The sequence below is a fragment of the Pontibacter sp. LHS1 genome (assembly GCF_058932855.1).
This window is the reverse complement of record NZ_JBZYWF010000001.1, coordinates 918,234-944,510: the sequence shown is the minus strand read 5'-3', so window position 1 is coordinate 944,510 and position 26,277 is coordinate 918,234. Positions and strand designations below refer to the sequence as shown.

General features: G+C 50.3%; 25 protein-coding genes. 6 read left to right on the top strand and 19 right to left on the bottom strand.

The features are described 5' to 3' along the window. Nucleotides 1-62 precede the first annotated feature (62 nt). The 8 genes from nuoE to AC5FXQ_RS03975 form a co-directional block, all read right to left on the bottom strand. The gene (gene nuoE, locus AC5FXQ_RS04010; protein WP_493601198.1) at nt 63-596 is read right to left on the bottom strand and encodes an NADH-quinone oxidoreductase subunit NuoE; all 534 of its coding nucleotides are present in this window, start codon (nt 594-596) and stop codon (nt 63-65) included. A gap of 52 nt (nt 597-648) precedes the next feature. Then, the gene (nuoD, locus tag AC5FXQ_RS04005) at nt 649-1,899 is read right to left on the bottom strand and encodes an NADH dehydrogenase (quinone) subunit D (protein WP_493601197.1); all 1,251 of its coding nucleotides are present in this window, start codon (nt 1,897-1,899) and stop codon (nt 649-651) included. 15 nt (nt 1,900-1,914) lie between these two features. Next, complete coding sequence (locus AC5FXQ_RS04000; protein WP_493601196.1) at nt 1,915-2,421, bottom strand: NADH-quinone oxidoreductase subunit C; 507 nt, start codon at nt 2,419-2,421, stop codon at nt 1,915-1,917. A 5-nt stretch (nt 2,422-2,426) separates the two neighbouring features. Next, nucleotides 2,427-2,981, bottom strand: coding sequence for an NADH-quinone oxidoreductase subunit B (locus AC5FXQ_RS03995; protein WP_007655226.1), 555 nt, complete (start codon nt 2,979-2,981; stop codon nt 2,427-2,429). Between the two features lie 80 nt (nt 2,982-3,061). After that, nucleotides 3,062-3,436 carry an NADH-quinone oxidoreductase subunit A gene (locus AC5FXQ_RS03990; protein WP_493601195.1) on the bottom strand — a complete coding sequence of 125 codons (375 nt, stop codon included), beginning with the start codon at nt 3,434-3,436 and terminating at the stop codon, nt 3,062-3,064. Between the two features lie 354 nt (nt 3,437-3,790). Then, a complete protein-coding gene (gene pruA / locus AC5FXQ_RS03985) occupies nt 3,791-5,425 on the bottom strand; it encodes an L-glutamate gamma-semialdehyde dehydrogenase (protein ID WP_493601194.1) in 1,635 nt (544 codons plus the stop codon). 117 nt (nt 5,426-5,542) lie between these two features. After that, on the bottom strand, nt 5,543-6,244 hold the full coding sequence (locus AC5FXQ_RS03980) for a YjjG family noncanonical pyrimidine nucleotidase (RefSeq protein ID WP_493601193.1): 702 nt from the start codon (nt 6,242-6,244) through the stop codon (nt 5,543-5,545). A 139-nt stretch (nt 6,245-6,383) separates the two neighbouring features. Continuing rightward, complete coding sequence (locus AC5FXQ_RS03975; RefSeq protein WP_493601192.1) at nt 6,384-6,770, bottom strand: ArsR/SmtB family transcription factor; 387 nt, start codon at nt 6,768-6,770, stop codon at nt 6,384-6,386. A 160-nt stretch (nt 6,771-6,930) separates the two neighbouring features. Here AC5FXQ_RS03975 and AC5FXQ_RS03970 point away from each other — a divergent pair, with 160 nt between their 5' ends. Together AC5FXQ_RS03970 and AC5FXQ_RS03965 are read left to right on the top strand one after the other, a co-directional pair. After that, nucleotides 6,931-7,518, top strand: a complete 588-nt coding sequence (locus tag AC5FXQ_RS03970; protein WP_493601191.1) for a carboxypeptidase-like regulatory domain-containing protein — start codon at nt 6,931-6,933, stop codon at nt 7,516-7,518. Between the two features lie 213 nt (nt 7,519-7,731). Next, nucleotides 7,732-9,078, top strand: a complete 1,347-nt coding sequence (locus AC5FXQ_RS03965; protein WP_493601190.1) for an NAD(P)/FAD-dependent oxidoreductase — start codon at nt 7,732-7,734, stop codon at nt 9,076-9,078. A gap of 139 nt (nt 9,079-9,217) precedes the next feature. Here AC5FXQ_RS03965 and AC5FXQ_RS03960 read toward each other — a convergent pair whose 3' ends face one another. Beyond that, nucleotides 9,218-11,554: a M1 family metallopeptidase gene (locus tag AC5FXQ_RS03960; protein ID WP_493601189.1), complete on the bottom strand. Its 2,337-nt coding sequence runs from the start codon at nt 11,552-11,554 to the stop codon at nt 9,218-9,220. A gap of 73 nt (nt 11,555-11,627) precedes the next feature. After that, nucleotides 11,628-12,221 (bottom strand): HupE/UreJ family protein, encoded by a 594-nt coding sequence (locus AC5FXQ_RS03955; RefSeq protein WP_493601188.1) that lies wholly within the window; start codon nt 12,219-12,221, stop codon nt 11,628-11,630. A 222-nt stretch (nt 12,222-12,443) separates the two neighbouring features. On the opposite strand from AC5FXQ_RS03955, the gene AC5FXQ_RS03950 reads away from it, so the two are divergent. Further along, nucleotides 12,444-13,658 (top strand): lactonase family protein, encoded by a 1,215-nt coding sequence (locus AC5FXQ_RS03950; protein ID WP_493601187.1) that lies wholly within the window; start codon nt 12,444-12,446, stop codon nt 13,656-13,658. Between the two features lie 2 nt (nt 13,659-13,660). Here the strand turns inward: AC5FXQ_RS03950 and AC5FXQ_RS03945 are convergent, their stop codons facing one another. Beyond that, complete coding sequence (locus AC5FXQ_RS03945; RefSeq protein WP_493601186.1) at nt 13,661-14,518, bottom strand: alpha/beta hydrolase; 858 nt, start codon at nt 14,516-14,518, stop codon at nt 13,661-13,663. Between the two features lie 159 nt (nt 14,519-14,677). Between AC5FXQ_RS03945 and AC5FXQ_RS03940 the strand changes: the two genes are divergently transcribed. After that, complete coding sequence (locus AC5FXQ_RS03940) at nt 14,678-15,046, top strand: SpoIIAA family protein (protein WP_493601185.1); 369 nt, start codon at nt 14,678-14,680, stop codon at nt 15,044-15,046. Between the two features lie 83 nt (nt 15,047-15,129). Here AC5FXQ_RS03940 and AC5FXQ_RS03935 read toward each other — a convergent pair whose 3' ends face one another. From AC5FXQ_RS03935 to AC5FXQ_RS03910, 6 genes are all read right to left on the bottom strand, one after another. Continuing rightward, complete coding sequence (locus AC5FXQ_RS03935; protein ID WP_493601184.1) at nt 15,130-16,002, bottom strand: DUF4142 domain-containing protein; 873 nt, start codon at nt 16,000-16,002, stop codon at nt 15,130-15,132. A 292-nt stretch (nt 16,003-16,294) separates the two neighbouring features. After that, entirely contained in the window at nt 16,295-16,732 is a 438-nt protein-coding gene (locus AC5FXQ_RS03930) for a nucleoside deaminase (protein WP_493601183.1), read from the bottom strand. Nucleotides 16,733-16,877: 145 nt separating this feature from the next. Beyond that, on the bottom strand, nt 16,878-19,493 hold the full coding sequence (gene clpB, locus AC5FXQ_RS03925; RefSeq protein WP_493601182.1) for an ATP-dependent chaperone ClpB: 2,616 nt from the start codon (nt 19,491-19,493) through the stop codon (nt 16,878-16,880). A gap of 187 nt (nt 19,494-19,680) precedes the next feature. Further along, the gene (locus AC5FXQ_RS03920; protein ID WP_493601181.1) at nt 19,681-20,658 is read right to left on the bottom strand and encodes a hypothetical protein; all 978 of its coding nucleotides are present in this window, start codon (nt 20,656-20,658) and stop codon (nt 19,681-19,683) included. Between the two features lie 68 nt (nt 20,659-20,726). Then, nucleotides 20,727-21,413: a deoxyribonuclease V gene (gene nfi / locus AC5FXQ_RS03915; RefSeq protein WP_493601180.1), complete on the bottom strand. Its 687-nt coding sequence runs from the start codon at nt 21,411-21,413 to the stop codon at nt 20,727-20,729. Between the two features lie 193 nt (nt 21,414-21,606). After that, a complete protein-coding gene (locus AC5FXQ_RS03910; protein WP_493601179.1) occupies nt 21,607-22,272 on the bottom strand; it encodes a hypothetical protein in 666 nt (221 codons plus the stop codon). Between the two features lie 167 nt (nt 22,273-22,439). Here AC5FXQ_RS03910 and AC5FXQ_RS03905 point away from each other — a divergent pair, with 167 nt between their 5' ends. Together AC5FXQ_RS03905 and AC5FXQ_RS03900 are read left to right on the top strand one after the other, a co-directional pair. Further along, nucleotides 22,440-23,117 carry a dienelactone hydrolase family protein gene (locus tag AC5FXQ_RS03905; RefSeq protein ID WP_493601178.1) on the top strand — a complete coding sequence of 226 codons (678 nt, stop codon included), beginning with the start codon at nt 22,440-22,442 and terminating at the stop codon, nt 23,115-23,117. A 167-nt stretch (nt 23,118-23,284) separates the two neighbouring features. Continuing rightward, the gene (locus AC5FXQ_RS03900; protein WP_493601177.1) at nt 23,285-23,914 is read left to right on the top strand and encodes a phosphoribosyltransferase; all 630 of its coding nucleotides are present in this window, start codon (nt 23,285-23,287) and stop codon (nt 23,912-23,914) included. Nucleotides 23,915-23,929: 15 nt separating this feature from the next. Here AC5FXQ_RS03900 and AC5FXQ_RS03895 read toward each other — a convergent pair whose 3' ends face one another. After that, the gene (locus AC5FXQ_RS03895) at nt 23,930-25,240 is read right to left on the bottom strand and encodes an SGNH/GDSL hydrolase family protein (RefSeq protein ID WP_493601176.1); all 1,311 of its coding nucleotides are present in this window, start codon (nt 25,238-25,240) and stop codon (nt 23,930-23,932) included. A gap of 87 nt (nt 25,241-25,327) precedes the next feature. Further along, nucleotides 25,328-26,068, bottom strand: coding sequence for an SGNH/GDSL hydrolase family protein (locus AC5FXQ_RS03890; protein ID WP_493601175.1), 741 nt, complete (start codon nt 26,066-26,068; stop codon nt 25,328-25,330). Between the last annotated feature and the right edge of the window lie 209 nt (nt 26,069-26,277).

Genomic DNA, 26,277 nt, shown 5'->3' with positions numbered 1-26,277 from the left:
GTAACAGGATATATAGCTCGGCAGTCGCTGTGTTAAGGCTGGCTGCCTGATTTATCAATGAATTACTTTGCCCACTCCGGTGTTTCCACCTCTTTGTTGCGCATCATCTCCAGGAACTGGTCCACTGCTTCTTCGCTGTCCAGGTTCTCGTAGTAAGTTTCGCGCACCTGCAGCATCGGGCCTGTTCCGCAAGAAGCAAGGCATTCTACCGGCTTCAGGGTAAACATACCGTCAGCGGTTGTTTCGCCTTCCTCAATGTTGAGCTTTTGCTTCAGCATGTCAATCATCTGGTCGGCACCACGCAGACAGCAAGGGCCTGTACGGCATACCTCGAGCACGTGCTTGCCAACCGGCTTCAGGTTGAACATGGTATAGAAAGTAGCCACTTCGTATACCTCAATTGGTTGTATGTTCAGGATTTCGGCAATTGCGTCCATCGCTTCAGGACTCACCCAACCGTTGTTCTCCGCCTGCGCAACGTGCAGGGCTGGCAACAGGGCAGACTTCTGGCGTCCTTCCGGGTAATGGCTGATATAGCGCTGAATCTCAACAAGGGCCTTATCAGAAAACTTAAATGCGTTTATAGTCTCTGCCATCTTTGTAAATGTCACCGACAAGAGCCGGTGTTAGATGATATATAATAATGTATTATGCGTCCAGTTCGCCGGCAATCACGTTCAGGCTACTCAGCGTCAGGATGGCGTCGGCCAGCTGACCGCCTTTAATCATCTCAGTGTAAGCCTGGTAGTAAATGAAGCAAGGTCTTCTGAAGTGCAGACGGTATGGCGTTCTGCCACCGTCGCTTATCAGGTAAAAACCAAGCTCGCCGTTACCGCCTTCCACACTGTGGTATACCTCGCCTTTTGGAGCGTCAATCTCACCCATCACAATTTTAAAGTGATAGATAAGCGCTTCCATGCTGGTGTATACCTCCTGCTTTGGTGGCAGGTAGTAGTGCGGTGCGTCGGCATGGTAAGAGCCCTCCGGCAGGTTTTTGTAAGCCTGCTCAATGATTTTCAAGCTCTGCCATACTTCTTCGTTGCGCACCAGGAAGCGGTCATAGGTATCGCCTTTTTCGCCAACCGGAATTTCAAACTCGAAGTCTTCGTAAGAAGAGTAAGGGTTCATCACGCGCACGTCGTAATCCACGCCAGTGGCACGCAGGTTTGGACCTGTAAAACCGTAGTTCAGGGCACGCTCCGCTGTAATAGCACCAACTCCTGTCGTTCTGTCGATGAAGATACGGTTACGGGTCAGCATTTTCTCGAACTCCGCCCATACCTTCGGGAAGCGCTTCAGGAACTCACCAATCAGGTGCAAGGCTTTTGGAGAAAGGTCACGCTCCATACCGCCAATACGACCCATGTTGGTCGTTAGACGGGCACCGCAAACCTCTTCGTAGATATCGTAAATGTGCTCACGTTCCTGCATCACGTACAGGAAGCCGGTGAAAGCGCCGGAGTCCACACCCAGGATCGAGTTACAGATCAGGTGGTCGGAAATACGGGCCAGCTCCATCATGATCACACGGATGTACTGGGCACGCTTTGGAATCTCTATACCTAGCAGCTTCTCCACTGTCATGTGGTACCCCATGTTATTGATAGGGGACGAACAGTAGTTCATGCGGTCGGTAAGCGGAGTAATCTGGTAGAACGGACGTCGCTCGGCAATCTTTTCGAAAGCACGGTGTATGTACCCGATCGTCGGCACGGCGTCCATGATCACCTCCCCGTCCATCTGTAGGATGTTCTGGAAGATACCGTGTGTCGCCGGGTGCGTCGGACCCAGGTTCAGGGTCGTCAGGTTCTCGTTCTTTTTGTCCTGCAGTTTCAGGTCGCGGTTGTCGCGGAATTCCTGTAACTGATCAGTATCAGCTGTTTTATTATCAGTAGCCATAGTGGTTTATCTGGCTTAGCGTCCGAAATAAGTATCGATTTTGTCTTCCCGCGTCTGGTCTTCCAGCGGATACTGCTTGAGCATCGGGTGGTACTCCATCTCCTCGATGTTGAGGATGCGAATCAGGTTCGGGTGACCGGTAAAGATGAAACCGTAAAAGTCATAGGCCTCACGCTCCATCCAGTTGGCGGTGGCGTAAATGTTGGTCAGCGTCGGCAATACCGGATCTTCTGCAGGCACGAATACCTTGATGCGCAGACGGTAATTATGACGCAGGCTGTGCAACTGGTACATCATGCACAACTCACGGCCTTTGTGGTCCGGGAAGTGTATACCTGCCATGGTCGTCAGGAACTGCACCTGCAGGTCCTTGTCGTCATACAGGTATTGAATCAGGGCAATGATATTCTCACGGTTTGTCGTGAAAGTCATAATGCCATCCGGATTGTAGGCATCTACGATGTTCTCTTCACCGAACTGCGCTATCAGTTTACCGAGTACGTTTTCGTTCGTAAGCTCCATGCTGCTTATTTAATGTTGTAAGAAGCCAAAAGTGCCTGATATTCAGGTGAGTGGCGGCGGCGTAGTGATTCGTTCTTAGCCAAATCCTGCACACGCATCAAGCCGTCCAGAATCTGCTCTGGTCTTGGCGGGCAACCCGGTACATATACATCAACCGGCACAACGCGGTCTATACCTTGCAGTACAGAGTACGAGTCGAAAATACCACCTGACGTAGCGCAAGCACCAACAGCTACCACCCAGCGTGGCTCTGCCATCTGCTCGTATACCTGCTTTACAACAGGTCCCATCTTCTTGGCGATGGTACCCATTACCAACAGGATGTCGGCCTGACGTGGCGAGAAGCTTGGGCGCTCCGAACCGAAACGTGAAATATCGTAGGTAGAGCCCATGGTCGCCATAAACTCGATACCGCAGCAAGAAGTGGCAAAAGGCAATGGCCAAAGCGAGTTCGCACGCGCCAGACCAATCACTTTCTCAAAGGAAGTAGCAAAAAAACCAGCGCCGCTGTGTCCCTCTGGCGCTTCCACCATGTTTATATCTTTATTTGTATCGCTCATGTTTCTGAAATTCTGAGTTTTAATCTCCATTTACCCCTGCAAAAACACCGTTTACCCTAGAAAAGTTTACTGGTGCCGAACTACTTGAGAATGCCTTTTTTAATCTCGTAGAAGAAGCCTGCAAGGATCACACCAAGGAATAACATCATGGGTAAAAAGCCCTCCAGACCGAATTCGCGGAAGTTCACTGCCCAAGGGTACATGAAGATAATTTCAATATCGAACAGCACGAACAGGATGGCCGTGATGAAGTACTTGTAGGAGATAGGGGTACGGGCATCGCCCACCGACTCCACACCACTTTCCCAAGAGGCGTTTTTTACCTCACTTTTTCTTTTCGGACCGAGTAAATGGGTCACCACCAGCGCGAAAATAACGAAGCCAAGCGCTGCCGCAAATTGTATCAAAATAGGAAGGTAGTCCGACGGTAGATACTGAGTACCAGTAGTTTCCATATTGCTGTAATGCTTTATTGAAATTTGGGAGCAAAATTAGGTATAAATAGCCAACAATCAAAAGACTATATCCAATGTAAACAGCGTTAAGAATGGTTCTAAAGTATTATTGGTCGGTGTGAATGCAATTCTCTGAGTTTTTGGACTGAGGAGGACGGGATTGGTTTAAAAGCGGGTGGTTTTAAAAAGGATTCTCAGGTATAGCGGGGTAGGTGTTGGAACATGGGTTGGGCGGGGCTATGGCGCAAGCGTCCACGCTAGCCCATGCATGATAGACAACGCCTACAGGTATAAAAACAAAAGCACCACGCCCTTGCGAGCGTGGTGCTTTATACTTCAGGTATAAGCTATACCTTATTTATTCTCTCCCAGGAACGGGTAGCGGTAGTCTACTGGCGTCACAAACGTCTCTTTGATAGAGCGGGCAGACACCCAGCGCAACAGGTTCAGCATAGAGCCGGCCTTGTCGTTGGTACCGGAAGCACGGGAGCCACCAAATGGCTGCTGACCTACCACGGCGCCTGTCGGCTTGTCGTTGATGTAGAAGTTACCGGCAGCGTCGCTGAGTTTCTTTGTGGCATGCTCCACGGCATAACGGTCACGACCGAAGATCGCACCTGTCAGGGCGTATGGCGACGTTGAGTTTACAAGCTCCAGCGTCTCTTCGTAGTTGTTCTCGTCATACACGTAGATCGAGATAACCGGTCCGAAGATCTCCTCGCACATGGTTACATACAGCGGGTTGTGCGACAACAGCACGGTCGGCTCTACGAAGTAGCCCTTAGACTTGTCGTAGTTACCACCTGCGATAATCTCTACTTCGTTGCTTTCCTTCGCGTTCTCGATGTACTTGGCAATCTTGTCGAATGACTTTTCGTCGATTACCGCGTTGATGAAGTTAGAGAAATCCTCTGGCGGTCCCATTTTGAAGGACTTCAGATCTTCAATCACGTACTCTCTTACTTCATCCCACAGGTTGCTCGGCACATAGGCACGCGAGGCGGCAGAGCATTTCTGGCCCTGGTACTCAAAAGCGCCACGCACGATACCTGTTGCCACCTGCTTCGCATCAGCCGAGCGGTGCACCATGATAAAGTCCTTACCACCTGTCTCACCTACAATGCGTGGGTAAGTTTTGTATTTGTGGATGTTCTCACCGATTGTTCTCCAGATATGCTGGAACACGCCTGTGCTACCTGTGAAGTGGATACCGGCAAAGTCAGCATGCTTGAAGATCACATCACCAGCCGTAGGGCCGTCTACATATACCAGGTTGATCACGCCATCCGGAAGACCGGCTTCGCGGAACAGCTCCATGATCATCTGAGCGGCATAGATTTGTGTGTTGGCAGGCTTCCATACCACTACGTTACCCATCATGGCAACAGAAGCTGGCAGGTTACCGGCGATGGCCGTGAAGTTGAAAGGTGTCAAAGCAAAAACAAAACCCTCCAGCGGACGGTGCTCCATGCGGTTCCATACGCCTGGAGAAGACTCCGGCTGCATCTGGTAGATCTCAGTAGCGTATTGAGCGTTGAAGCGAAGGAAGTCGATCAGTTCGCAGGCAGAGTCGATCTCGGCCTGGTAGGCGTTCTTCGACTGACCCAGCATGGTGGCCGCGTTCATGCGTGCTCTCCATGGACCAGCCAACAGCTCGGCTGCCTTCAGGAAAATGCTTAGGCGGTGCTCCCAGCCCATGTTCGCCCAGTCTTCGCGCGCAGCAAGTGCCGCGTTGATGGCTTGTTCCACGTGTGACGCATCACCCTCACTGAAGTGACCCAGAATGTGCTGGTGGTCGTGCGGCTGAAGCATCGGCTTCTTGTTATCAGTGTATACCTTGTCGCCACCAATGTACATCGGCACATCGATCTCCTGCGACTTGAGTTCTTTATAAGTGCGCTGCAGTTCCTCGCGCTCCGGGGAGCCCGGTGCATACGATTTTACAGGTTCGTTTATTGGTGTTGGTACTCTAAAAAATCCTGTTGCCATCTCTTTTGATATTTTACAGATTCAGAATAAGACATTCGACAGACTGCTCAGAGCAGCCTGCTATACAAAGGTAAGGCGAATTATTTTATTTTCCGGCCTGAGGAAGGTATAGCTTTGCTATAACATAGCCTGCAGTTCGCTCAGGCAGTGGATGTGGTAGGTAGGTTTGGGCGAAAGCTTGCTTTTACTCTTCTCCGGGTTAAAAAACACCTGATCTATACCTGCAAGTCTGGCACCGTCAATGTCGCATTCTAAGTTGTCGCCAATCATCAGGCACTCCTCCGAATGTACTTTGATACGGTCCAGCGCATGTTCGAAAATGCGTTTGTCGGGCTTCTTGTACCCGCAGCATTCTGAGGTCACAATCTCGCCGAAGTAATCCGTTAGTTTGGAGCCGTTCATTTTGATGTACTGCACATCCTTAAAGCCATTAGTGATGATGTGGAGTCCATACTTTGGTTTCAGATACTCGAGCACCTCAAAGGTATAGGGGAATACGGCTGTCTTCTGCGGACACAGGTCAGTGTAGGCCTCGGATATACCTGTCGGTACCTGATGTGGTTCGAGGCCCAGGCCGGTTAGAGTTTTGACGAAGCGGGTCTCTCGCAGCTCTTTCTGATCAATTTTGCCTTTGTTATAGAGATCCCACAGAAGGTAATTCACAAACTTGTACTTCTTATAAAAAGAGTCGCAGTCGAACTTGCCAAACTCAGCCAGGCCAAACTCGTGGTACAGGGTATAGAGGGTCTCCTCGGAGTTTTTCTCAAAGTCCCACAGGGTATGGTCGAGGTCAAAGAAGATGTGTTTGTATGGTTTCATAAATAAAGGTGTCAGCTAAAGAGAAACGGCTTGCCGGGCAGTATGTTTTAAAAATATGCGCCAAAGCAACAGGTTAAAGTATACTAAAAGTTCTATGTCACAGTTTAAACCAATGAACTAAAAACCTGTCTTATAGTAGTTAACTGTCTGTCCACCGGCGGGTTTGCATACGGTTAACGGCTAGCTCGCGATTAGAGTACAGGATACGGTAAGTCTCCTGGTCTTTCTGCAGCATGGCATCGCGCTCCAGGTATGCAAAGATCTGTTGAACGAAATCGGATGCTTCTTCCTTTAAGGAGTAGTACACCCACTGATCGAGTTTACGGGGTGCTACCAAACCGGCATTACGCAGGTAGGCGAGGTGGCGTGAAGTCTTGGTCTGGGTGAAGTCCAGCACATGCTCCAGGTCTGAAGTGCACATTTCCTTGTTGCGCAGGATCAGGTGCAGCATGCGCAGCCGCGAGTCGTCTGCGAGCGCCTTTAAAATCTGTTCACCGAAGGTAAGACTGAAGTGTTTTAACCTCATAATTGAAAGCGTGTCAGAACAAAATTAGGCAAAAGCTGCTATAATAAAATTATATGAAGTATTATTGTACTACATGATGCCCCAATTACAAAGACTACTACTTACAAATAAGCGTGCCCTCGGCCTTCTGTTGCCCCTGGCCCTTTTTGCTTTCCTGATAATGGGATCGCCCAATGAGGCGGCAGCACAGGGCCATAAGCGGGTAGTGCAGCTGACTGGCTTCGTTACCATCGGCGACAGCCTCTACGGCGTAGCCGGCGTGAACGTGTTTGTGCCCAAAACAAGCCGCGGCACCCAGACAAATGCCTATGGTTTCTTCTCGGTGCCTGTACTGACCGGTGACAGTGTCGTGTTCAGTGCCATTGGTTATAAAAAGCAATACTTGAAGATACCGAAAAACTACCAGAGCCAGAGCTACTCCATTATCATGCAGATGCAGGAAGATCCGACGCAGCTGCCTGAAGTACAGGTGTTTCCATGGCCAACGGAGCGTGACTTCAGGGAGGCCGTGCTGGCTGTGAAGCTGCCGGACGACGGCATGGCCATCGCCATGCGGAATCTCGATCCCAAACGGCTCGAAGAGCTCTTCAGTGTAACGCCGATGGACGGGAACGCCAACTTCCGGGCCTGGAACATGCAGCAGGTGCAGCGGCAGGAGCAACGCAATATGTTCCCGACCGTCAGCCCGTTTGCAATCATCAAACTGCTCGACATGCTCCGGAACGGAGAGTTTAACAACAAGAAGTAGTAGCCCAAAGATTTAGAGGAGCCCGGCTCAGGTATAGCTATACCTGAGCCGGGCTTTTTTTATGGCCCGGAAAGCCTGCGCAGCGCTCCAAATTGCACCAAAAGTAACCAACATCAACAGGCTTCGTTAGCCTCCAATATAGAAAGAAACGTATACAGATTGGCCTCGCATTGGTCGGGGCCCTATGTGCTTTCATCAAATAAAATTCACTATATGCTGGATATAGATAAACTTTCGCTCAATATACCTGACACCACCAAGCCCCGCGTCGTGATCATCGGCGGTGGATTTGGGGGGATAAATGTGGCACAGAAACTGAAGTGTAAAGACTTTCAGGTTGTGATGTTCGACCGTCAGAATTACCATGGCTTTTGGCCGCTGCTTTACCAAGTGGCCACTGCCGGTCTGGAGCCAGACTCCATTGCCGAGCCGCTGCGCAAGATGTTCGGTAGCGACGAGTTCGAGGACTTCCACTTCCGCCTGGTTAAAGTAAATGGCGTGAACCCCATTGCCAAGACCGTTCATACCATCGTGGGTGATTTACCTTACGATTACCTGATCATCGCGACAGGTACCAAGACCAACTACTTCGGCAACGAAGAAGTGAAGAAAAATGCCTTTCCGCTGAAACAGATTCCACATGCCCTGAATTTGCGTAGCCAGCTTTTACAGTGCTTCGAGCAGGCTAGCATGACCGCTGACCCGGATCTGCAGCAAAGTCTGCTCAACTTTGTGATTGTGGGCGGAGGACCGACTGGTGTCGAAACTGCTGGAGCTCTGGCTGAAATGCGCAAACACATCCTGCCCACTGACTATCCGGGTGTAGACTTCAGTAAAATGAACATCTACCTCGTGGAAGGTATGGACCGCGTGCTGCCGCCAATGTCGCCGGAGTCGAGCGAGAAGACGCTGAAATACCTGCAAGAGCTTGGTATAAATGTGCGGCTAAATGCTTTGGTAGAGTCCTACGACGGCTATGTGGCCACTATCAAAGGCGGTGAACAGATCCACGCTCAAACCCTGGTATGGGCGGCCGGGGTGCAGGGTGCGCTAATAGACGGTCTTCCGGCTGAGTCGGTAGAGCGCGGACGCATACTAGTGAACCGCTATAATCAAGTGCTGGGTTACGAAGACATATTTGCAATTGGTGATATAGCCTTGATGAAGACGGATAAGTGGCCAAAGGGTCATCCGGGCGTGGCACAGCCTGCCATACAGCAAGGCAAGCTGTTGGCCAAAAACCTGAAGCGCCTGATTAAAGGGGAGAAGATGGAGGAGTTTGAGTACTTCGACAAAGGCTCACTGGCGATTATCGGCCGTAACCGCGCTGTAGCTGATTTGCCGAAAGATATCCACTTGGGTGGCTTCTTAGCTTGGGTTACCTGGCTTTTTGTGCACATCATGTACCTGATCGGCTTCCGCAACAAGCTGGTCGTACTCAGTAACTGGATCTATAAGTTCTTTACTTATGAAAACGGCACACGTCTGATCATCCGGCCTTTCGTGCGGAAAGGAGATCGGGCGAAGCGGCAGTTTGTGGACAAGTATAATATGGAGTAGAGTATAATTGCTAATTGTTGGATTGTTAATTGTTGGCTTGCAGTAACTAGAAATAAGAAAGGCCCCGGATTCGCCTGAATCTGGGGCCTTTCTTATTTTCCCTTTTGGGAGTGGCAGGTTAAGTTAATTCAGCTAGAACTTAGCGGTTTGATCCGCTATTGCCATTGCTTCCACGGCTTGATTCCTGGCGCTGCTGTTGCATCGGGTTCAGCTGCTGCTGGCGGCTCTGCTTGAACAGGTCGAAACGCGAAGGTGCCATACGGCGCGGGTAGCTGTTGTTGGACAGGTCCGTATCGGCAGTCTGCAGGAACGGATCCAGCGTGAAGCTAACCACCGGCTTTTCAGTTACAAACACCTTGGTTACTTCCTCGTTGTTATAGCGCCAGATCTCGGCAGGTATGTTCACCACCTCATCAGTGCCGTCTTCATACTCCATGCGCACGATCAGCGGCATTACCAGGCCGCCGAGGTTCCTGAAGCCTACTTCATAGAAGTTCAGGCCGGAGTCCAGTACTTTCTTCTCGTTATCAGTCAGTGAAGCATAAAAACGCTGGTAGCGCTCCTTGTCGGTGGCAGTGGTAGCCAATGGGTCATACTTGTTATAAAAGTCAGCCAGTTCAGGGCGCTCGTCCAGACGGGTGCGCTTGATGTCCTGCAGGTTGCGCTGCTGCGACAGGGTTTGTGGCGCCTTGTTCTGCTGTTCACGCTTCTGGGCATTCACAAAATCCGGATTTTGAGAGTCGATGGTATACCATTTTACACCTTCAATAGAAATGTCGGTGTGGTCGGTAGTGTAGAACCAGCCTCTCCAGAACCAGTCGAGGTCCACGCCGGATGCGTCTTCCATGGTGCGGAAAAAGTCAGCCGGCATCGGGTGTTTGAAGGCCCAGCGGTTTGCATACTCTTTGAAGGCATGATCAAATAGCTCACGGCCCATTACCGTCTCGCGCAGAATATTCAGGGCTGTAGCCGGTTTGCCGTAGGCGTTGTTACCAAACTGCAGCACTGACTCCGAATTGGTCATGATCGGCACCTGTGTGTTTTTGGCGCTCTTCATATAGTCTACGATGTTAGCTGGCTCACCACGGCGCGACGGATAGCCTTTTTCCCACTCCTGCTCAGCAATGTATTGCATGAAGGTATTCAGGCCTTCGTCCATCCAGGTCCACTGGCGCTCGTCGGAGTTGATGATCATCGGGAAGAAGTTGTGTCCCACTTCGTGAATGATCACCGTGATCAGGCCATACTTGATGTTGGCTGAGTAAGTGCCGTCAGGCTCCGGACGGTAGCCGTTGAACGAGATCATCGGGTATTCCATACCACCCACCGGGCCGTGAACCGAGATCGCCACCGGGTACGGATAATCAATCGTGTGCTTGGAGTATACCTTCAAAGTATGCGCTACCGATTCCGTGGAATACTGTCCCCAAAGCGGGTTCGCCTCTTTCGGGTAGTAGGACATGGCCAGGATGTTCTGGTTGCCTACTTTCACGTTCATGGCATCCCATATAAACTTGCGGGAGCTGGCCCATGCGAAGTCGCGTACATTTTTGGCACTGTATACCCAGGTCTTCTTGCCTTTCGCCTTGTTCTTCTCAGCCTGCGTGGCTTCCTCTTGTGTTACGATCAGAGTTGGTTTATCGGCTTTTGCGGCATCAGCGAACCGCTTCTGCTGCGTGGAAGTCAGTACCTGGCTGGCGTTCTGCAATTCACCGGTAGAGGCTACGATGTGGTCGGCAGGTACGGTGATACTCACTTTGTAGTCACCAAAAGGCAGGGCGAACTCACCAGCTCCCAGGAACTGCTTGTGCTGCCAGCCGTTTACGTCGTCGTACACGGCCATGCGCGGGAACCACTGCGCCATTTCGTACAGGTAGTTGTCGTCACCGGGGAAGTATTCGTAACCACCACGACCACCGAGTGCTTTGTTGTCGTTGATGTAGTTGAACCAGTCGATGCTGAAGGTATAGGACTGCTTCGGCTTAAGTGGCGCCGGCAGGTCGATACGCATCATCGTGTTGTTGATGGTGTACTTCAGGTCCTTGCCATTGCGGTCTTTCACGGCTTTGATCTTATAGCCACCGTCAAAGGCTTCGCGTGTCAGGTGCTCCACGGCCGCAGTCGACATCCTGTCCTGCAGGGTGCCGGTCTGGGTCATGTTGCTCATCGACTTCGGCTCGAAGATGTTCTGATCGAGCTGCACCCACAGGTATGAGAGTACATCCGGTGAGTTGTTAGTATAGGTGATGGTTTCGGAGCCAGTTACTGACTGGTTCTCGTCATTGAGCTCTACCTTGATGGTATAGTCGGCACGCTGCTGCCAGTACTGGTGACCAGGGGCACCCGAGGCAGTACGGTAGGTGTTAGGAGTAGGCAGTTCCTGCCCAAGCTGGCCGAATTTGGTATCCTGTGCCATGGCGATAAAGGGCCCGGCCAGCAAACCGAAAAATGCCAATCCTCTGATTAGGTTTTTCATGTAAGGTATAAGGTGAGTTTAGGTTAGCTTGAAGGTATAGACTTGGAATGTTCTATATTTATTTGATATCTGGTTAAAAAATATTGGTCTCGATCATCAGGATCAGCGAAATGCCGGCTGCTGCACTGGAAAGAACCAAAATCCAGTCACGTTTTTTGGCTCGGAACAGGTTCATCATCAGGAAACCAATTATCAGCAGGATGCTCACGATCAGAAGCTGCCCCAGCTCAATGCCGATGTTAAAGGCCAGGAGCTGCTGCCACGTATCACCGTTGCGACCGAGCATCGACTTCAGGAAGTTCGAAAAGCCCATCCCATGAATCAGACCGAACGTGATCGCCAGCAGGTTGTGGAACGACCAGATCGGGTGCTGCTTCGATGCAGCGCCGTTCAGCTTAAAGAAGTTGATAAAACAGGTAAACAGGATCGTCACCGGTATCAGAAACTCAATCAGCGCAGTATCGAATTTGATGATGTTGAAGGTAGACAGTGCCAGCGTGATGGAGTGCCCGATAGTGAAGCTGGTCACAAGCGCTACCACCTGGCGCCAGTCGCTCAAGGTATAGATGGCGCAAAGGGCCAGTAAAAACAGCATGTGGTCGTAGGCTTTAAAATCAAAAATATGATGAAAGCCCAGTTCAATGTAGGTAGAGAAAACCGATGACACGATAGAAGTATAAAAGGGTGGAATAACGGCTAAGGTGCAAATTAATGTTTAGCCGGGAAGTTTGCAAGAGCATAGCTCCAGGTATAGCCTGTCGGTGAAAATAACCAATTTCACAGGTATGGCCGGAGAAACATCAACCTTAAGTGGAGACGATGGTGTACGTTACTTGTTTTTTCTGTTTCTTAGAGCATTCAGCCTAAGATTTAAGACGCAAAAAGGTATATGGTACACAAGCAACACAGCTATGGGAAAGCGTTTCTGGCAGGTATAGCATTCCTGCTGGCAAGCTGTAATTTTTCCCAATCGGAGCAGCGTGAGACAGACAAAACAGCCACTGCCCAAGCTGATGAAAACCCAACGGCCGTCATGGTATACGTGGGCACTTACGCGAAGCCCGATCAGGAAAGCATCTGGCTCTATAGGCTGAATACAGAAACAGGCGAACTCGAACAGGTGCTGGGCGTGAAGGCTGGTGAGAATCCGTCTTACCTGGCGTTGGACAAAGAGCAGCGTTTCTTGTACGCTGTCAACGAAACAGGAGACTATCAGGGCAAAAATAGCGGCGCTGTGAGTGCTTTTACAATCAATCAAGAAACGGGCGATCTAAAGTTGCTTAGCAAAGTGTCTTCGTATGGCGGAGCGCCTTGCCATATTGCTTTGGATGAAGCGGGCAAAACCGTGATGGTCGCAAATTATACAGGAGGTAATGTTGTTGCGTACCCAGTTCAGGGAGATGGCGCTATAGGGGAATCAACCATTGTACATCGGCGGAATACTGGTTCAGGCCCAAACAAAGAGCGCCAGGAGGCAGCCCATGCGCACTGGATCGGTCCCAGTCCGGATGGCAGGTTTGCTTTTTCAGTGGATTTAGGTACGGACGAAATTTTAAGGTATAACCTGGAGTCCGAGAAAGCTGCTGTAACAGGCAGAACAACCGCTTTTGCTGCCCAGCCCGGTGCTGGTCCACGGCATATGGTTTTTCACCCAAGTGGTCGTTATGCTTATGTAGTTAACGAGCTCAACTCCACCATGACCGCTCTGGCTTATGACAGTGAAAGAGGCGAGTTCTCTGAGTTGCAAACAATCAGCACACTGCCTGATGATTACAAAGGCGAAAACTCCTGTGCCGCCGTGAAGGTATCCGCAGACGGGAAGTTTCTGTATGGCTCCAACCGAGGGCACAATAGCATCGTGGTATACGCCATAGATGGCGAAACCGGTAAACTGATGCTGGTGCAGCACCAAAAATCAGGTGGCGACTGGCCCCGCGATTTTACCTTAGACCTGACAGGTAATATACTGCTAGTGGCACACCAGCGCTCAGACAACATCGTCTCTTTCAGGGTAGACAAAGCGACAGGCAGATTAAATCCAACCGGTCATGCGACAGAAGTAAGTCAGCCCGTATGCCTCAAAGTGGTGCAGGCGTTCAGGTAAACTTATTTGGCTGCCTGTTGCTCGGTTGCAGCCCGCACCTTCTGGAAAAACAGCAGGTGGTACTCCAGCGCATTGCCCCAGTAGGCCCAGCTGTGGGCTCCGGGGCGCTCTATGTATTCGTGTGGCACCTTTTCGTAGACCAGGCGGCGGTGCAGTTCGCGGTTGTCCTCGATCAGGAAATCATCCACCCCACAGTCAATGATCAGCTGCACGCCGCTTTGCTTGAGCTGCGGCACCATGTGCACAATGGAGTTAGCCTTGTATACCTGCTCGTTTCCCGCTTTTGGGCCGAGCACGGCCTCTATACTGGGAATCAGATTCTGGCGATCTATACCTGACACATTGAGGGAGCCACTCATGCTGCCGGCTGCCAGGTATAGCTCCGGATGCCGTGCCGACAGGTATAGCGCCCCGTGCCCGCCCATGCTCAGACCGGAGATAAAACGGCCGTTGCGTTCCGTTAGAGTTCTATACCTGTTCTCAATCTCCTGTCGTAGTTCCTGCGTGATAAATGTTTCGTACTGGCTCGCTTTGTCGACCGGGCTGTCGAAATACCAGCTGCCGAAGCCCCCGTCGGGTGTCACGATGATGAGCTGATACTTATCGGCCATCGTCTGGAGGAGGTCCTTCTGAGGCGGCACCTTGAGCCAGTTGCTGAAGTTGCCGCTGTAGCCATGCAACAGGTATAGCACCGGATAGGGACCGTTCTTTTTCTTCTTGTAACTGTCGGGCGTCACCACGCCGGCCTTCAGGGTCTTTTGCATCGAAGGGCTCTGGATAACCAGTGTATCCACTTTGGCCTGGGCTGTAAAGAGGGTAAGCGTCAGGAGAAGGGCAAGGGTATAGCGTATAAGTGTCATCTTTTTGATCAGAAAGCTTGAGCCTGCAAAATAGGCATTCGGGAGCAAAATGCTGAAGTGCGGCGTTATTTTCCTGCTGCTCAGTTTGTGCCGGCTATACCTGCCTGTAAAGTTTCGGAAGTATGTGCGTATGTATAGGTAGAACCAAAAAGAAGAACGATGCTCGAAATACTACCTGAAACCCGCGACAACATACTGGCCGTGCGCGTGCGCGACAAACTGACTATACCTGACTTCGACCAATACCGCAACATGGTGCGCGATCTGATGCTCAAGCACGAAGAAACACACATCTACTACGAGATGGTGGATGTGGACTGGCTGAATCCGGTGGCAGCGATCGAGAACGGCCTATTCGATGTCATTCACGGACTCGATTACGGGCGTGTAGCCATGGTAGGGGAGAAGAAGTGGCAGGAAATGTCAGCCAAGCTGGCCAGCACCGTGAAAAAGCACGGCATCCGCTATTATGACCTCGCCGATAAGGAACAGGCCATGCGGTATGTGCTGGAAGGGGGGGAGGATTAGCTCCTGAAGAAAGTGAATAGTAAATGAAAAAGCGCCAACAGTATCATAACCATTGACGCTTTTAAGGCAGATTTGTGAATAAATTAATCTACTGTAGATTCAGTTTCGTCAGCCAGTTTGTGATGGGAACGAAGCATAGGTAGTGTTTTCTCCGCAAATGCTTTCACTGCTGGTGAGCTTGCATTTTCACTTTTAGCTTCAAACATGGCGATGTCCATTTTATGGGCCGTCTCCATCAGGTCCATATATGCCTCGTCAAAATCAGCACCTGTTTGATCGGAGAGCTTATCAAGCATTGTCTTGTGCATAGGCATCAGGGTTGTTGGCAATGTAACCCCCATCTTCGATGCCAGAGGTTTCATTTCCTGAGTGGCTTTGGTGTGATGGTCCACCATCATTTTGCCAAATTCTTTCACTTTAGGATTTGTAGCTCTTTCTGCAGCCATCTTACCAGCCTGAATCTCTAACAAGTTACTGCTGGCAGCTGTCATCATGAAAGTGGCATCATCCATATTGGTCATGGAAGTCATATTGCCTCCACCGCTAGTGTTCATTCCTCCGGTTGTAGTGCCTCCTGTGGTAGTTCCACCCGTTGTACCCGTGGTAGTACCACCGGTTGTTCCGGTTGTACTGCCAGTTGTTGTACCTGTAGTGGTTCCACCAGTAGTGCCGGTTGTGGTTCCTGTGGTAGTACCCGTTGTGGTAGTGCCGCTAGTTGTTCCCGAAGTCGTACCGGTTGTCGTGCCACCACCCGTTGTAGTACCTGAGGTAGTTCCAGCAGTTGTACCTCCTGTGGTAGTTCCACCCGTTGTTGATCCTGTTGTACTTCCTGTAGTAGAGCCGGTCGTAGTGCCCATTGTGTCGTTTGGAGATGATGTAGTGCCTGTGTCTGTGCCACTACATGCAGTGCCTGCTAACAGTACACCTGCTGCAAACAAATAAGTTAGTTTTTTCATAGCCAATAATTAATATTATACAATTTCACATGTATATACGACAAAAGAAGATGCTGGTTGATGTATGGTATCTTACCTGCTCTAGTGTATGCTTCTTCTGTTTAAAACAGTTCCGGAATGATAATTTTTATGAAAATCCTAGATAGTAGCATGTACTCTTTGAAGGTATAGAAACTAAGAAAGAGACAAATCTGGTGGGGCTTATGCCTGTGAGGGTAATAACAAAAAGCCCTCCCTATAAGGAAAGCCTTATGATCAATCAAACCTATTTACTTTCAAGGTATACATCCTCCTACTCCAGTTCCATAATATCCTCGTTCCAGAGCTCAGGCTTTTCTTTTATAAAGTCCTCCATCATGTTGATGCACTCAGGTAGGTTGAGGTCCACCACCTCCACGCCGTGCGACTCCATAAATTCGCGAGCGCCGCTGAAGGTCTTGGACTCACCCACGACTACCTTAGGTATTTTGAACTGTACGATCGTGCCGGCGCACATGTAGCAAGGCATCAGGGTGGAGTAGATCACGGTGTTGCGGTAGGAGCCGATGCGGCCGGCATTGTTGAGGCAGTCCATCTCGCCGTGCAGGATCGGGTTGTTCTCCTGCACCCGTTTGTTGTGCCCAGAGGCAACTACTTTGCCATCCTTTACCAGCACCGAGCCGATCGGTATACCGCCTTCGCTGCGGCCCTTCTTTGCCTCGTCGATTGCCAGTTGCATGAATTCGTCCATAGGTATAGCTCTTATTAAAATGTGTGAATTGTTCGTGCTTTGGGTACGGCTGAGTATTGGGAGTGGTTATAAAAACAAAAAGGCCTCCCCATACGGGAAAGCCTTTTGCTCAACTAAACTTTACTCTTAATACACAATCAATTCATTATTCGGTGGGCAACTCAATGTCCACGTTATTGAAACGAATCTGCCCGCCTTCTAGTACCGCCTCTACTACAGAATCTTTGTTTATGGTACCGGCCAATATTTCCTTCGACAGCTCGTTGAGCACCTGGCGCTGCAGCACACGCTTCAGCGGGCGGGCACCGAACTGCGGGTCGTAACCCTGTTCGCCCAGGTAATCCAGCACTTCGTTGGTTGCGATCAGTTTTATACCTGCCTCTTCCAGACGGTCCTGGATGTGGCCGAACTGAATCGAAACGATCTTGCGGATATCCTGGCGGCTCAGCGGACGGAACATCACCAGCTCGTCGATACGGTTCAGGAACTCCGGTCTCACCGACTTTTTCAACAGCTCGAACACTTCGTCCTTGGTGCGCTCGATCACTTCATCGTGGTTGAACTCGTCCATGCGCTCAAAGTTGCTCTGGATGATGTGCGAACCGATGTTCGAGGTCATGATGATGATGGTGTTCTTAAAGTTCACCACACGGCCCTTGCTGTCGGTCAGGCGACCATCGTCGAGCACCTGCAACAGGATGTTGAACACATCCGGGTGTGCCTTCTCAATCTCGTCGAGCAACACCACCGAGTATGGTTTGCGGCGAACGGCCTCGGTCAGCTGACCACCTTCGTCATAACCCACATATCCTGGAGGCGCACCGATCATACGGCTCACGGCATGGCGCTCCTGGTACTCACTCATATCGATACGCACCATCGCGTTCTCGTCGTTGAACAGGTAGTCGGCCAGCGCTTTGGCCAGCTCGGTCTTACCCACACCTGTTGTGCCCAGGAAAATGAACGAACCGATCGGACGCTTGGGGTCCTGCATACCGGCACGGCTACGACGTACAGCGTCAGAGATGGCCTCAATGGCTTCTTCCTGGCCTGCCACTCTGCGACCCAGTTCGCGCTCCAGGTTGAGTAGCTTCTCGCGGTCGCTCTGTAGCATCTTGCTCACGGGTATACCGGTCCACTTGGCTACTACCTCGGCAATGTCTTCGGAAGTGACTTCCTCCTGCAGCATCGGGTTTTCACCCTGCATCTGGCGTACCTGCTCCTGTAGTTGCTTTAGCTTGGCCTCAGCCTCCTGTATTTTACCATAGCGCAGCTCCGCCACACGGCCGTAATCACCGGCACGTTCGGCCTGTTCAGCCTCCAGTTTATAGTTCTCGATGTTCTCTTTCTCTTTCTGAATGCCCTCGATGATCTGCTTTTCGTTCTGCCACTTGGCTTTCAGGTCATCGCGCTTGCCACTCAGGTCAGCGATCTCTTTGGAGAGCACCGCTTCTTTGTCTTTGTCGTTTTCGCGGCGAATCGCCTCCCGCTCGATCTCCAGCTGCATGATACGGCGCTGAATCTCGTCCAACTCCACCGGCAGTGAGTCAATCTCGATACGCAGTTTCGCCGCCGCCTCGTCCATCAGGTCAATAGCCTTGTCTGGCAGGAAGCGGTCGGATATGTAGCGGCTCGACAGCTCCACAGCCGAAATGATGGCGTCGTCTTTGATGCGCACCCCATGGTGTACCTCATACTTATCCTTGATACCGCGCAGAATCGAGATAGCGTCCTGCACGCTTGGCTCGTCCACCATCACGGCCTGGAAGCGACGCTCAAGCGCCTTGTCCTTCTCGATGTACTTTTGGTACTCCTTCAGAGTAGTCGCACCGATGGCATGCAGCTCACCACGCGCCAAGGCTGGCTTGAGCAGGTTGGCAGCATCCATGGCACTCTCGCCGCCTGCACCGGCACCGATCAAGGTATGGATCTCATCAATGAAAAGCACGATCTCGCCCTCAGCGTCCACCACTTCTTTGATCACCGCTTTCAGACGCTCTTCGAACTCACCTTTATACTTGGCACCTGCCACCAGCAGACCCATGTCGAGGCTCATCAACGTCTTGTTCTTCAAGTTTTCAGGTACGTCGCCGGCTACAATTCTTTGTGCCAGACCTTCCACAATGGCAGTCTTACCCACACCAGGCTCACCCAGCAATACCGGGTTGTTTTTGGTGCGGCGGCTCAGGATCTGCAGCACACGACGGATCTCTTCGTCACGACCAATCACCGGATCGATCTTGCCGTTGCGGGCCATTTCGTTCAGATCACGGGCGTAGCGCTTAAGCGAATTATACTTCGCCTCCGCATTCTGGTCCGTTACCTTGGCACCGCCACGCAGTTCCTTGATCGCCTTTTTAAGATCTTTTTCATTGAAGCCCACATCCTTCATAATGCCAGCCACTTTGTCGCGGCCAGCCAGCAGGCCCAGCAGCATGTGCTCGATGGCCACATACTCGTCGCCGAATTCTTTCAGGTATGCCGTGGCCTTCTGCAAGGCCGCCGCCGCATCGTTCGCCAGGTATGGACTGCCACCGCTCACTTTCGGGTAAGCCGCTACCGTCTCATCCAGCTTGGTGTGCAGGATGTTGCCATTGATGTTCAGTTTCTTGAGTAAAAAGCTGGTGACGTTCTCATCCGTCTCCAGTATCGCTTTTAAAATGTGCCCAGTCTCGATAGCCTGCTGCTGAAACCCGCCTGCTATCTCAGTGGCCTTTTGAATGGCCTCCTGGGCTTTGATGGTATAGTTATTAAAGTTCATATCCCTATGTGTTTTCCCCTTAGTTTTAGTTCTACGAGCTAGAGAGCAAAGGATGCACCAATGGGATTTAAATGTGATTTTACTGAAATTATGGCAGTTTAAATTGGGCGATTTCGATTTAAGTAGACACAATGGCATAAAAAAGCCTCACTTGTATAGCGAAGCCTTCAATGGCATGTTGATTTGGCTAGTATACCCGTTCTATGATTGTCTCGTCTACTCTTGTGCCAGCATCTTCGGGTAGCTCCATCACGATCGTGCGTTTTGATGTTACCAAAGTCGGCCATGAATTGGCCAGGTCATAGGTATAGGTGTTGTAATCCCTTATATCCATTTTCATTTCGGCAAATGCTTTGCGCATTTCCTCCATCCGTTCTTTCTTTTCAGCAGCGGATTTAAAACTTGTTCCGGCCAACATCTTGCCCATCATGTCGGTGATCATGTTGCGGATATCTTCTGAGTCAGGATTGAGCTCGTTGATGTAAGTACAAGTTCCGTTTTCATAGTCGATAGGTTGAAAGTATATGGAGGCATTTGCTTTTATTGGGTCGCCTCCCATTAGGTTAGGTAAAACGTCTTCATACCGAATGGTATCTGCCAGACTAAACATACCCCCATAAGGACCATGGAAGCTTTGTAATTCCTTGAATACAAGGCCTTCTATGCCTTCTTTTGATGAAAACATTTCTTTTAGAGGCTGCATGGCTTTTTCAAGATCACGTTTTTTAGCGCCCTCCGTGTTCTTTATGACCAGGGCGAAAGCGTCATTCATCATTTTGCTGACTTCCTTCCAGTTTTCGATACCCTCAAATGTGCCGTATTCATCAGTTCTGTACTTAACCGTCAGGTAGCGATATTTTTCGCCTAGGGATGCCGCCTGCCTGGTCATATCAGGTGAACTGTCGAAAAGCGTATTTTCATATTTATACTCGATCAGATAGGATGTGGCAGTAGAGTCAAGCACGGTAAAGCTGGTGAGGTACGACTTCACCTCGTTCTTTGTCTCTTTGCCGTTTCGGTGCTCAAGTTTCTTTTTGATCACCTTGTACTTCTGAACTTCCCCTTTGTGCCAGTAAGCGATATAAGAAACGGTTGAATCCTGCTGAGCCAGTAGGCTGGTCGTACAAAGAAAGAATAGGATAAAAAGGGAGTAAAGTTGCTTCATATATATTAGGTAAAGTATAAATTACAAAACTATACTTATCCTTCAGATAGTGAAGCAGGAGGGAGAGATTATTTGACCTCACTTTTGAACACCGCCGCATAATGATCCGCCAATCTTGTCGGCTCCGGCAGTTTATACTTCGTCGCACAAGCCAATGCAATCTCGGTGGCTGATGCCAGGTTCATCAGGTGGCCGGGAGACACAAAAACAGGCTTTACATTGTCTTTGGTGCGGAGCACATTGGCTACCACTTCCCCTTTATATTCGAGTGGTGAGATGGCTCCTTTGAACACATCCGGCTCCTTATACCTGCCCACGAGCACTTTTTTGGCGACGCCCATAGTAGGTTTATTGAGGTGCAGACCCAGGTGAGTGGCTATACCTAAGCGGCGCGGGTGGGAGATGCCGTGACCGTCCACCATAATCAGGTCGGGCTTCTGCTGCAGTTTCTCGTAGGCCTTGAGCAGGTTGGGCGCTTCGCGGAATGACAGAAAGCCTGGGACATAGGGTAGTTCCACCTCACCGTAATGCCATACCTTTTCCAGCACCTCCAGCTCTGGGTACGAGAGCAGCACAAAAACCGAAAGTATATGATCCTCCCCCACAAAAGAAGAGTCACAGCCGGAGATCAGCTTCAGATCAAAATCAGGCTTCTGGATGATGATTCGCTCCTGCATTTCCCGTTGCTGCTCGGTCAGGCGGGCAAGCAGGGCAGGATCGGGAGCAGGCTGATCGAAGCGTCGGTAGTAGGCCATGGGGAATTTCTGAAGGAGTGATTGAGTGGATGAGTGAATGTGTGAATGTTTTTTTGATTGAAATTACGTTTGGTTGCTCTAGCTGTTCAGTTTTCTTTATTTCTCTTATTTCTTCTCTGCTTATAACGCAGACATATTTAGCTTTAAGGAGCCGATTTCGTGTTAATCACTCATTCACCCATTCAAAAATGACTTAAGCACTGCAGGGGTGGATCAGTTTAGCGAAAAGCAATCGCCACTGACCGTCTACAGGGCCGAAGTGAAACTCGAAGGAAGTGGCCGTGTGCAACACTGATCTTTGCAAAAGAGGCAGGGTGGCTTTTATCTGCTTAATCTCTGTATCTGAGAGGCTGGCGTAGTCCCAGTAGCCGCTCTGCTGAAACTGAGAGGGACCTGAAACGAAGCAGCCGTCTTTGCTATAGCCCGATTGGCCTTTGTCGTAGTTCATGTCTGCGCAGTCGAAGGAAGGCCATGCCTCTTCCTGCAGGTCACAGGTTTTTACCTCGTCCCCGACAGTGAAGAAAGACCTGCCTTGGAACTCCCGCTTGAAATCACGGATGTTGGTGACGCGCGTCATCTTAGGCATGGCTCCAGGCTGTTCGATGACCCAAAACCCATGGTCTGGATGGATGAACTGATTCAAAATGTCAGCATCGGATGTCTGTAAGGAGGTCATGAAGAGAGAAAAGGCCTGCGCAAAAGCCATGGTATCCTGGTTTGGGACAAGTCCTCTACGGAGATGCTCTTCCTGTACCTCTTCCAGCCGCTGATGCTCATCTGCCCGCTGCTCTGCCATACTCTGCTCTGAGTCGCCGGACCCACAGGATGTTACACATGGCAACAGTAGCAGGCAAGCCATTAAAGTTAAAATAGTGCTACGCATAGGTCTCGATTCTAGGTATAGCTACTATACGCTGTTTTGAGCCGTGCGGCTTATACCTGAGGACTTTGACAAACACCGTATTTTAACTATTGCTATTTCAAGACGTAAATCAAACTGAAGCTTTACAAACGAAAACAAACTAAATGGCAAATTTAATATTCAACGATAGCGTACAGATAGAGGCCGGGAACGTGCGGCTCATCGGCGACCTGGCCGTGCCGGAGAATGCAAAAGGACTGGTGATCTTTTCGCATGGCAGCGGCAGTAGCCGACTCAGTTCGCGCAACCGCTTTGTGGCAGACCATCTGCAGCGATCCCGATTTGCAACCCTGCTGTTCGACCTGCTCACCGAAGAGGAAGACCAGCGAGAGGAAAACCGGTTTGATATACAGTTGCTCACGACGCGCCTGATCGACGCAGTGAATTGGGTGCAACATCACGAGCATACCCAAAACCTGCGCATCGGTCTGTTTGGAGCCAGTACCGGAGCGGCCTCTGCTATAAGCGCCGCTGCTGCCCTGGGGGCAGACATAATTGGTGCTGTCGTAAGTCGTGGTGGGCGTCCTGACCTGGCCAACGAGGTGCTGGCCGATGTGCAAGCCCCGACCCTGCTGATCGTAGGAGGACTAGACGAAGACGTGCTGGAACTGAACAAACGGGCGCAGGACCAGATGCTTTGCCTCAAAGACCTGGAGATTGTGCCGGATGCCACCCACTTGTTCGAAGAACCGGGAGCACTGGAAATGGCCGCCCAACTAGCCACCGACTGGTTCCGGAAATATCTGGAGCCTGGCAAACAGCACCCGCTGAGAGAAAGTTAGTGAATGAGTGATTGAGTGAAGGAGTGAATGATTAATTGAGGGGGATTTTAAATAATTAAATCTTCAAAAAAAGAGTCGCAAGGAACGTTATCAAAGAGGTCAATTCATCCTTTAACTAATATTCACTCATTCACTAACTCCCTCATTCACTCAATAACAAGAAGTTCATGGAAATGATACCCAACAGACAGGTGGCTGCGGAGATGCTGGCCGACAGACTGGAGCATTACAAGGGGCAGAAAGGAGTGGTGTTGGCTATACCCCGCGGAGGAGTGCCCGTGGCAGCGCCTATCGCCAGGCGACTGGATATGCCACTGGATGTGATCGTGTCCAAGAAGATCGGCCATCCTGCTAATCCGGAGTTTGCGATAGGAGCTGTTAGCCTGGAGGATGTGGAGGTGGATAACCGGTCTGATGTGCCAGAAGAATACATCCAGGCTGAGGTTGAGCGTATAAAAACAAGCCTGCGCCAAAAGTATAAGCTTTTCATGGGCGACCGGCAGCCCGTTGACCTACGCGACCGCATCGTGATCATCGTGGATGATGGCATTGCAACCGGCAAAACGCTGCTGTCTACCGTGAATATGGCCTGGCATAAGCAGCCCCGCAAGATCATTGTAGCTGTGCCCGTGGCACCGCAAGCTGCAATTGCGCAGTTCGAGGCTATTGTGGACGAAGTGGTGTGCCTGCTGGTGCCCCCGTTCTTTCAGGCGGTGGGGCAGTTTTATGAAGAGTTCGGGCAGGTAAGCGACGAAGAGGTGATTCGCCTGCTCAGACAACAGGATAGTAATCAGTAGGTATAGGGGCTGTGCTTAGCGGTCGACGAGCAGGTGGCGAATAAAGGCTCTGCCCGGTAGCGTTGCCCGTACCATGTACATCACGCCGTCGCTTAGCTCTGCCGTGTTGAGCAGTTGTATGAAATTGCCCCGATTGTCAGCTTCCGCCTCAAACTCCTTTACAAGTTTCCCTTCCAGGGTATAGATCGAGATACTGAACTTCTCCAGAGGCTGCAGTGCCAGCATTTGCACTGTGACCGGGCTATTGATTTTAGTGCGGGTAGGGTATACGCGCATCTCTTCGGTTGTGGCCTGCATTAAGCTTACAGCCAGCACCGGCGAGAAACTCTCTGTACCATCGTAGTCCACCTGGCGGAGGCGGTAGTAGTTTACCCCATTGCCAGCCTCCTTGTCCTGAAAGGTATAGCTCTGAGGTAAGGAGGTGGTGCCTGTCCCCTCTACACGACCAATAGCAGCAAATTCGGTAGCAGACTGCCCACGCTGCACTTCAAAATAAGCATTGTCTTGCTCCGAAGCCGTTTCCCAATCCAACTGCACGCCGCTTTGGGTCGGTTTGCCTTTGAAACTGTGCAGCTCGACTGGAAGAGGAATAATGATTTCATTCATAATGGCCTCAAACCAGACTTGGGCCATTTTCTCCATACCACTATTGTTCGGATGCACACCGTCATAAGTATCTTTCCCTTCCCTTGCATCAAAACCAGTGTTTTGATCGACCAATATAAGAGGAGGGCCATCGGAAGATTGCCCATTTGCTATTGCTTCAATTTGCTGATTTAATAGCTGGATGTTTTGAGCTTTATCCGGTCCAACTACCTGCCCGTCTGCTGGAATTAATTTGGCCAGGAAAATGGTAACTCCTGGAGATTTTTCATGAATGGCGTTTATTACAGCTTCAATTTCTTCTACAGTACCACCTATATCCTGATCAGAGAACATGTCATTTGTGCCGAGGTGCATCAAAACAATGTCCGGTTTGTAGGTGTCTGCCCACTGTGCTATGTTGATCAGGATCTGATCGGTGGTCCAGCCCCAATGTCCTTCATGTCTGTTACTAAATGATTGTCCCCCGTAATCTTCAAAACCAGGAGTACCACCATTATTTTCTGTTTGAGAGCCTACGAACTCAAAGTTGACTTCCGCATCAATCAGTTTTTTCCACAATGGATACCGGTAGCTGACAAATTCCATATTCCCCTGCGTAATCGAATTGCCAAGCGGCATGATCTTGAGGGGCTGGGCCTGAGGGTAGGCATCTAAGCCAATGAGCAGGAGCAGGATAAGGGTATAAGCATGTTTTCGGTAGCGGGAGAGAAAGGGGAGCATAGAACTGTAAGCTAAGTGGTGGGTACTAAGTAGCTCATAAAACGTGCGCAACCCTATTGAGTTGCGCTTATTAACAGGCTCCAGGTGCTACTCTCCTGACTCTCTGCGATGGCGTTGTGCAGCTAAACTGTACAATGTCTCTTCATTCGCTTTGATGGCATCATACCAGCGCCTGGCTATAAATTTCTCGCCGGCAGTGTTGGGGTGCAGCGAATCATAGGTATAGGTGTCAGGATTGTAACCGGTATTGATGTCCACTACTATAATTGGAGATTTCTGGGTTGAAAGTCGTGAAGCCAGCTCAGGTATAAGGGACACAAAGTGCTGTGTAGAGTCCACGTTGGCATAAGTGGAAGGTATAGGTGTGATCTTGGCCAGCAGGATAGCGACGTTTTCGTTATCTGCACGCAACAGACCAACGATCTGCTCTATTCGCTCCAGAGTGCCCTTTGTCGTTTTGCCATGAATCATGTCATTTGTACCCAGGTGCATGAGTACTACATCAGGCGTGTAGCCTTTAAGCCAATCACTTAACTTTCCTTTGTCACGCTTGTACTGGGTGGGTTTTTCGTAGCCGTTCAGCATGTCGCTGGTTGTCCAACCCCAGTGACCTTCATGCTTGTTAGAAAATTTAGCTCCCTTATATTCCTGCCCGATTACAGGCGAGGCTGCATCGGCGCTCTGTTCCGGGTTGGTTGCATCAAAGTGCCAGTTCGTATCCATAGAGCCTACAAACTCAAAGTCCAGTCCGGCATCCACCAGCATTTTCCAGAGTTCGTATCGGTAACTGGGATGAATGTCGCCTCCCTGCGTGATCGAATTGCCCAAAGGCAAGATTCGAAGCGGTGCTTCTTCCAGTTGAGGTTCTATTTCTTCCTTTGTCTGATCGTCTGTACAGGCAGTAGAAAATAGGATAAATGAAAGAAATAATAAATATCTATAGTTAATCTTAAATTTCGAAAACATATCTGGGAGTACAAATTTGTAATAAGGTAAGCACAGTGGCTAAAAACGAGAAGTATAAAATTCGGTTGCAT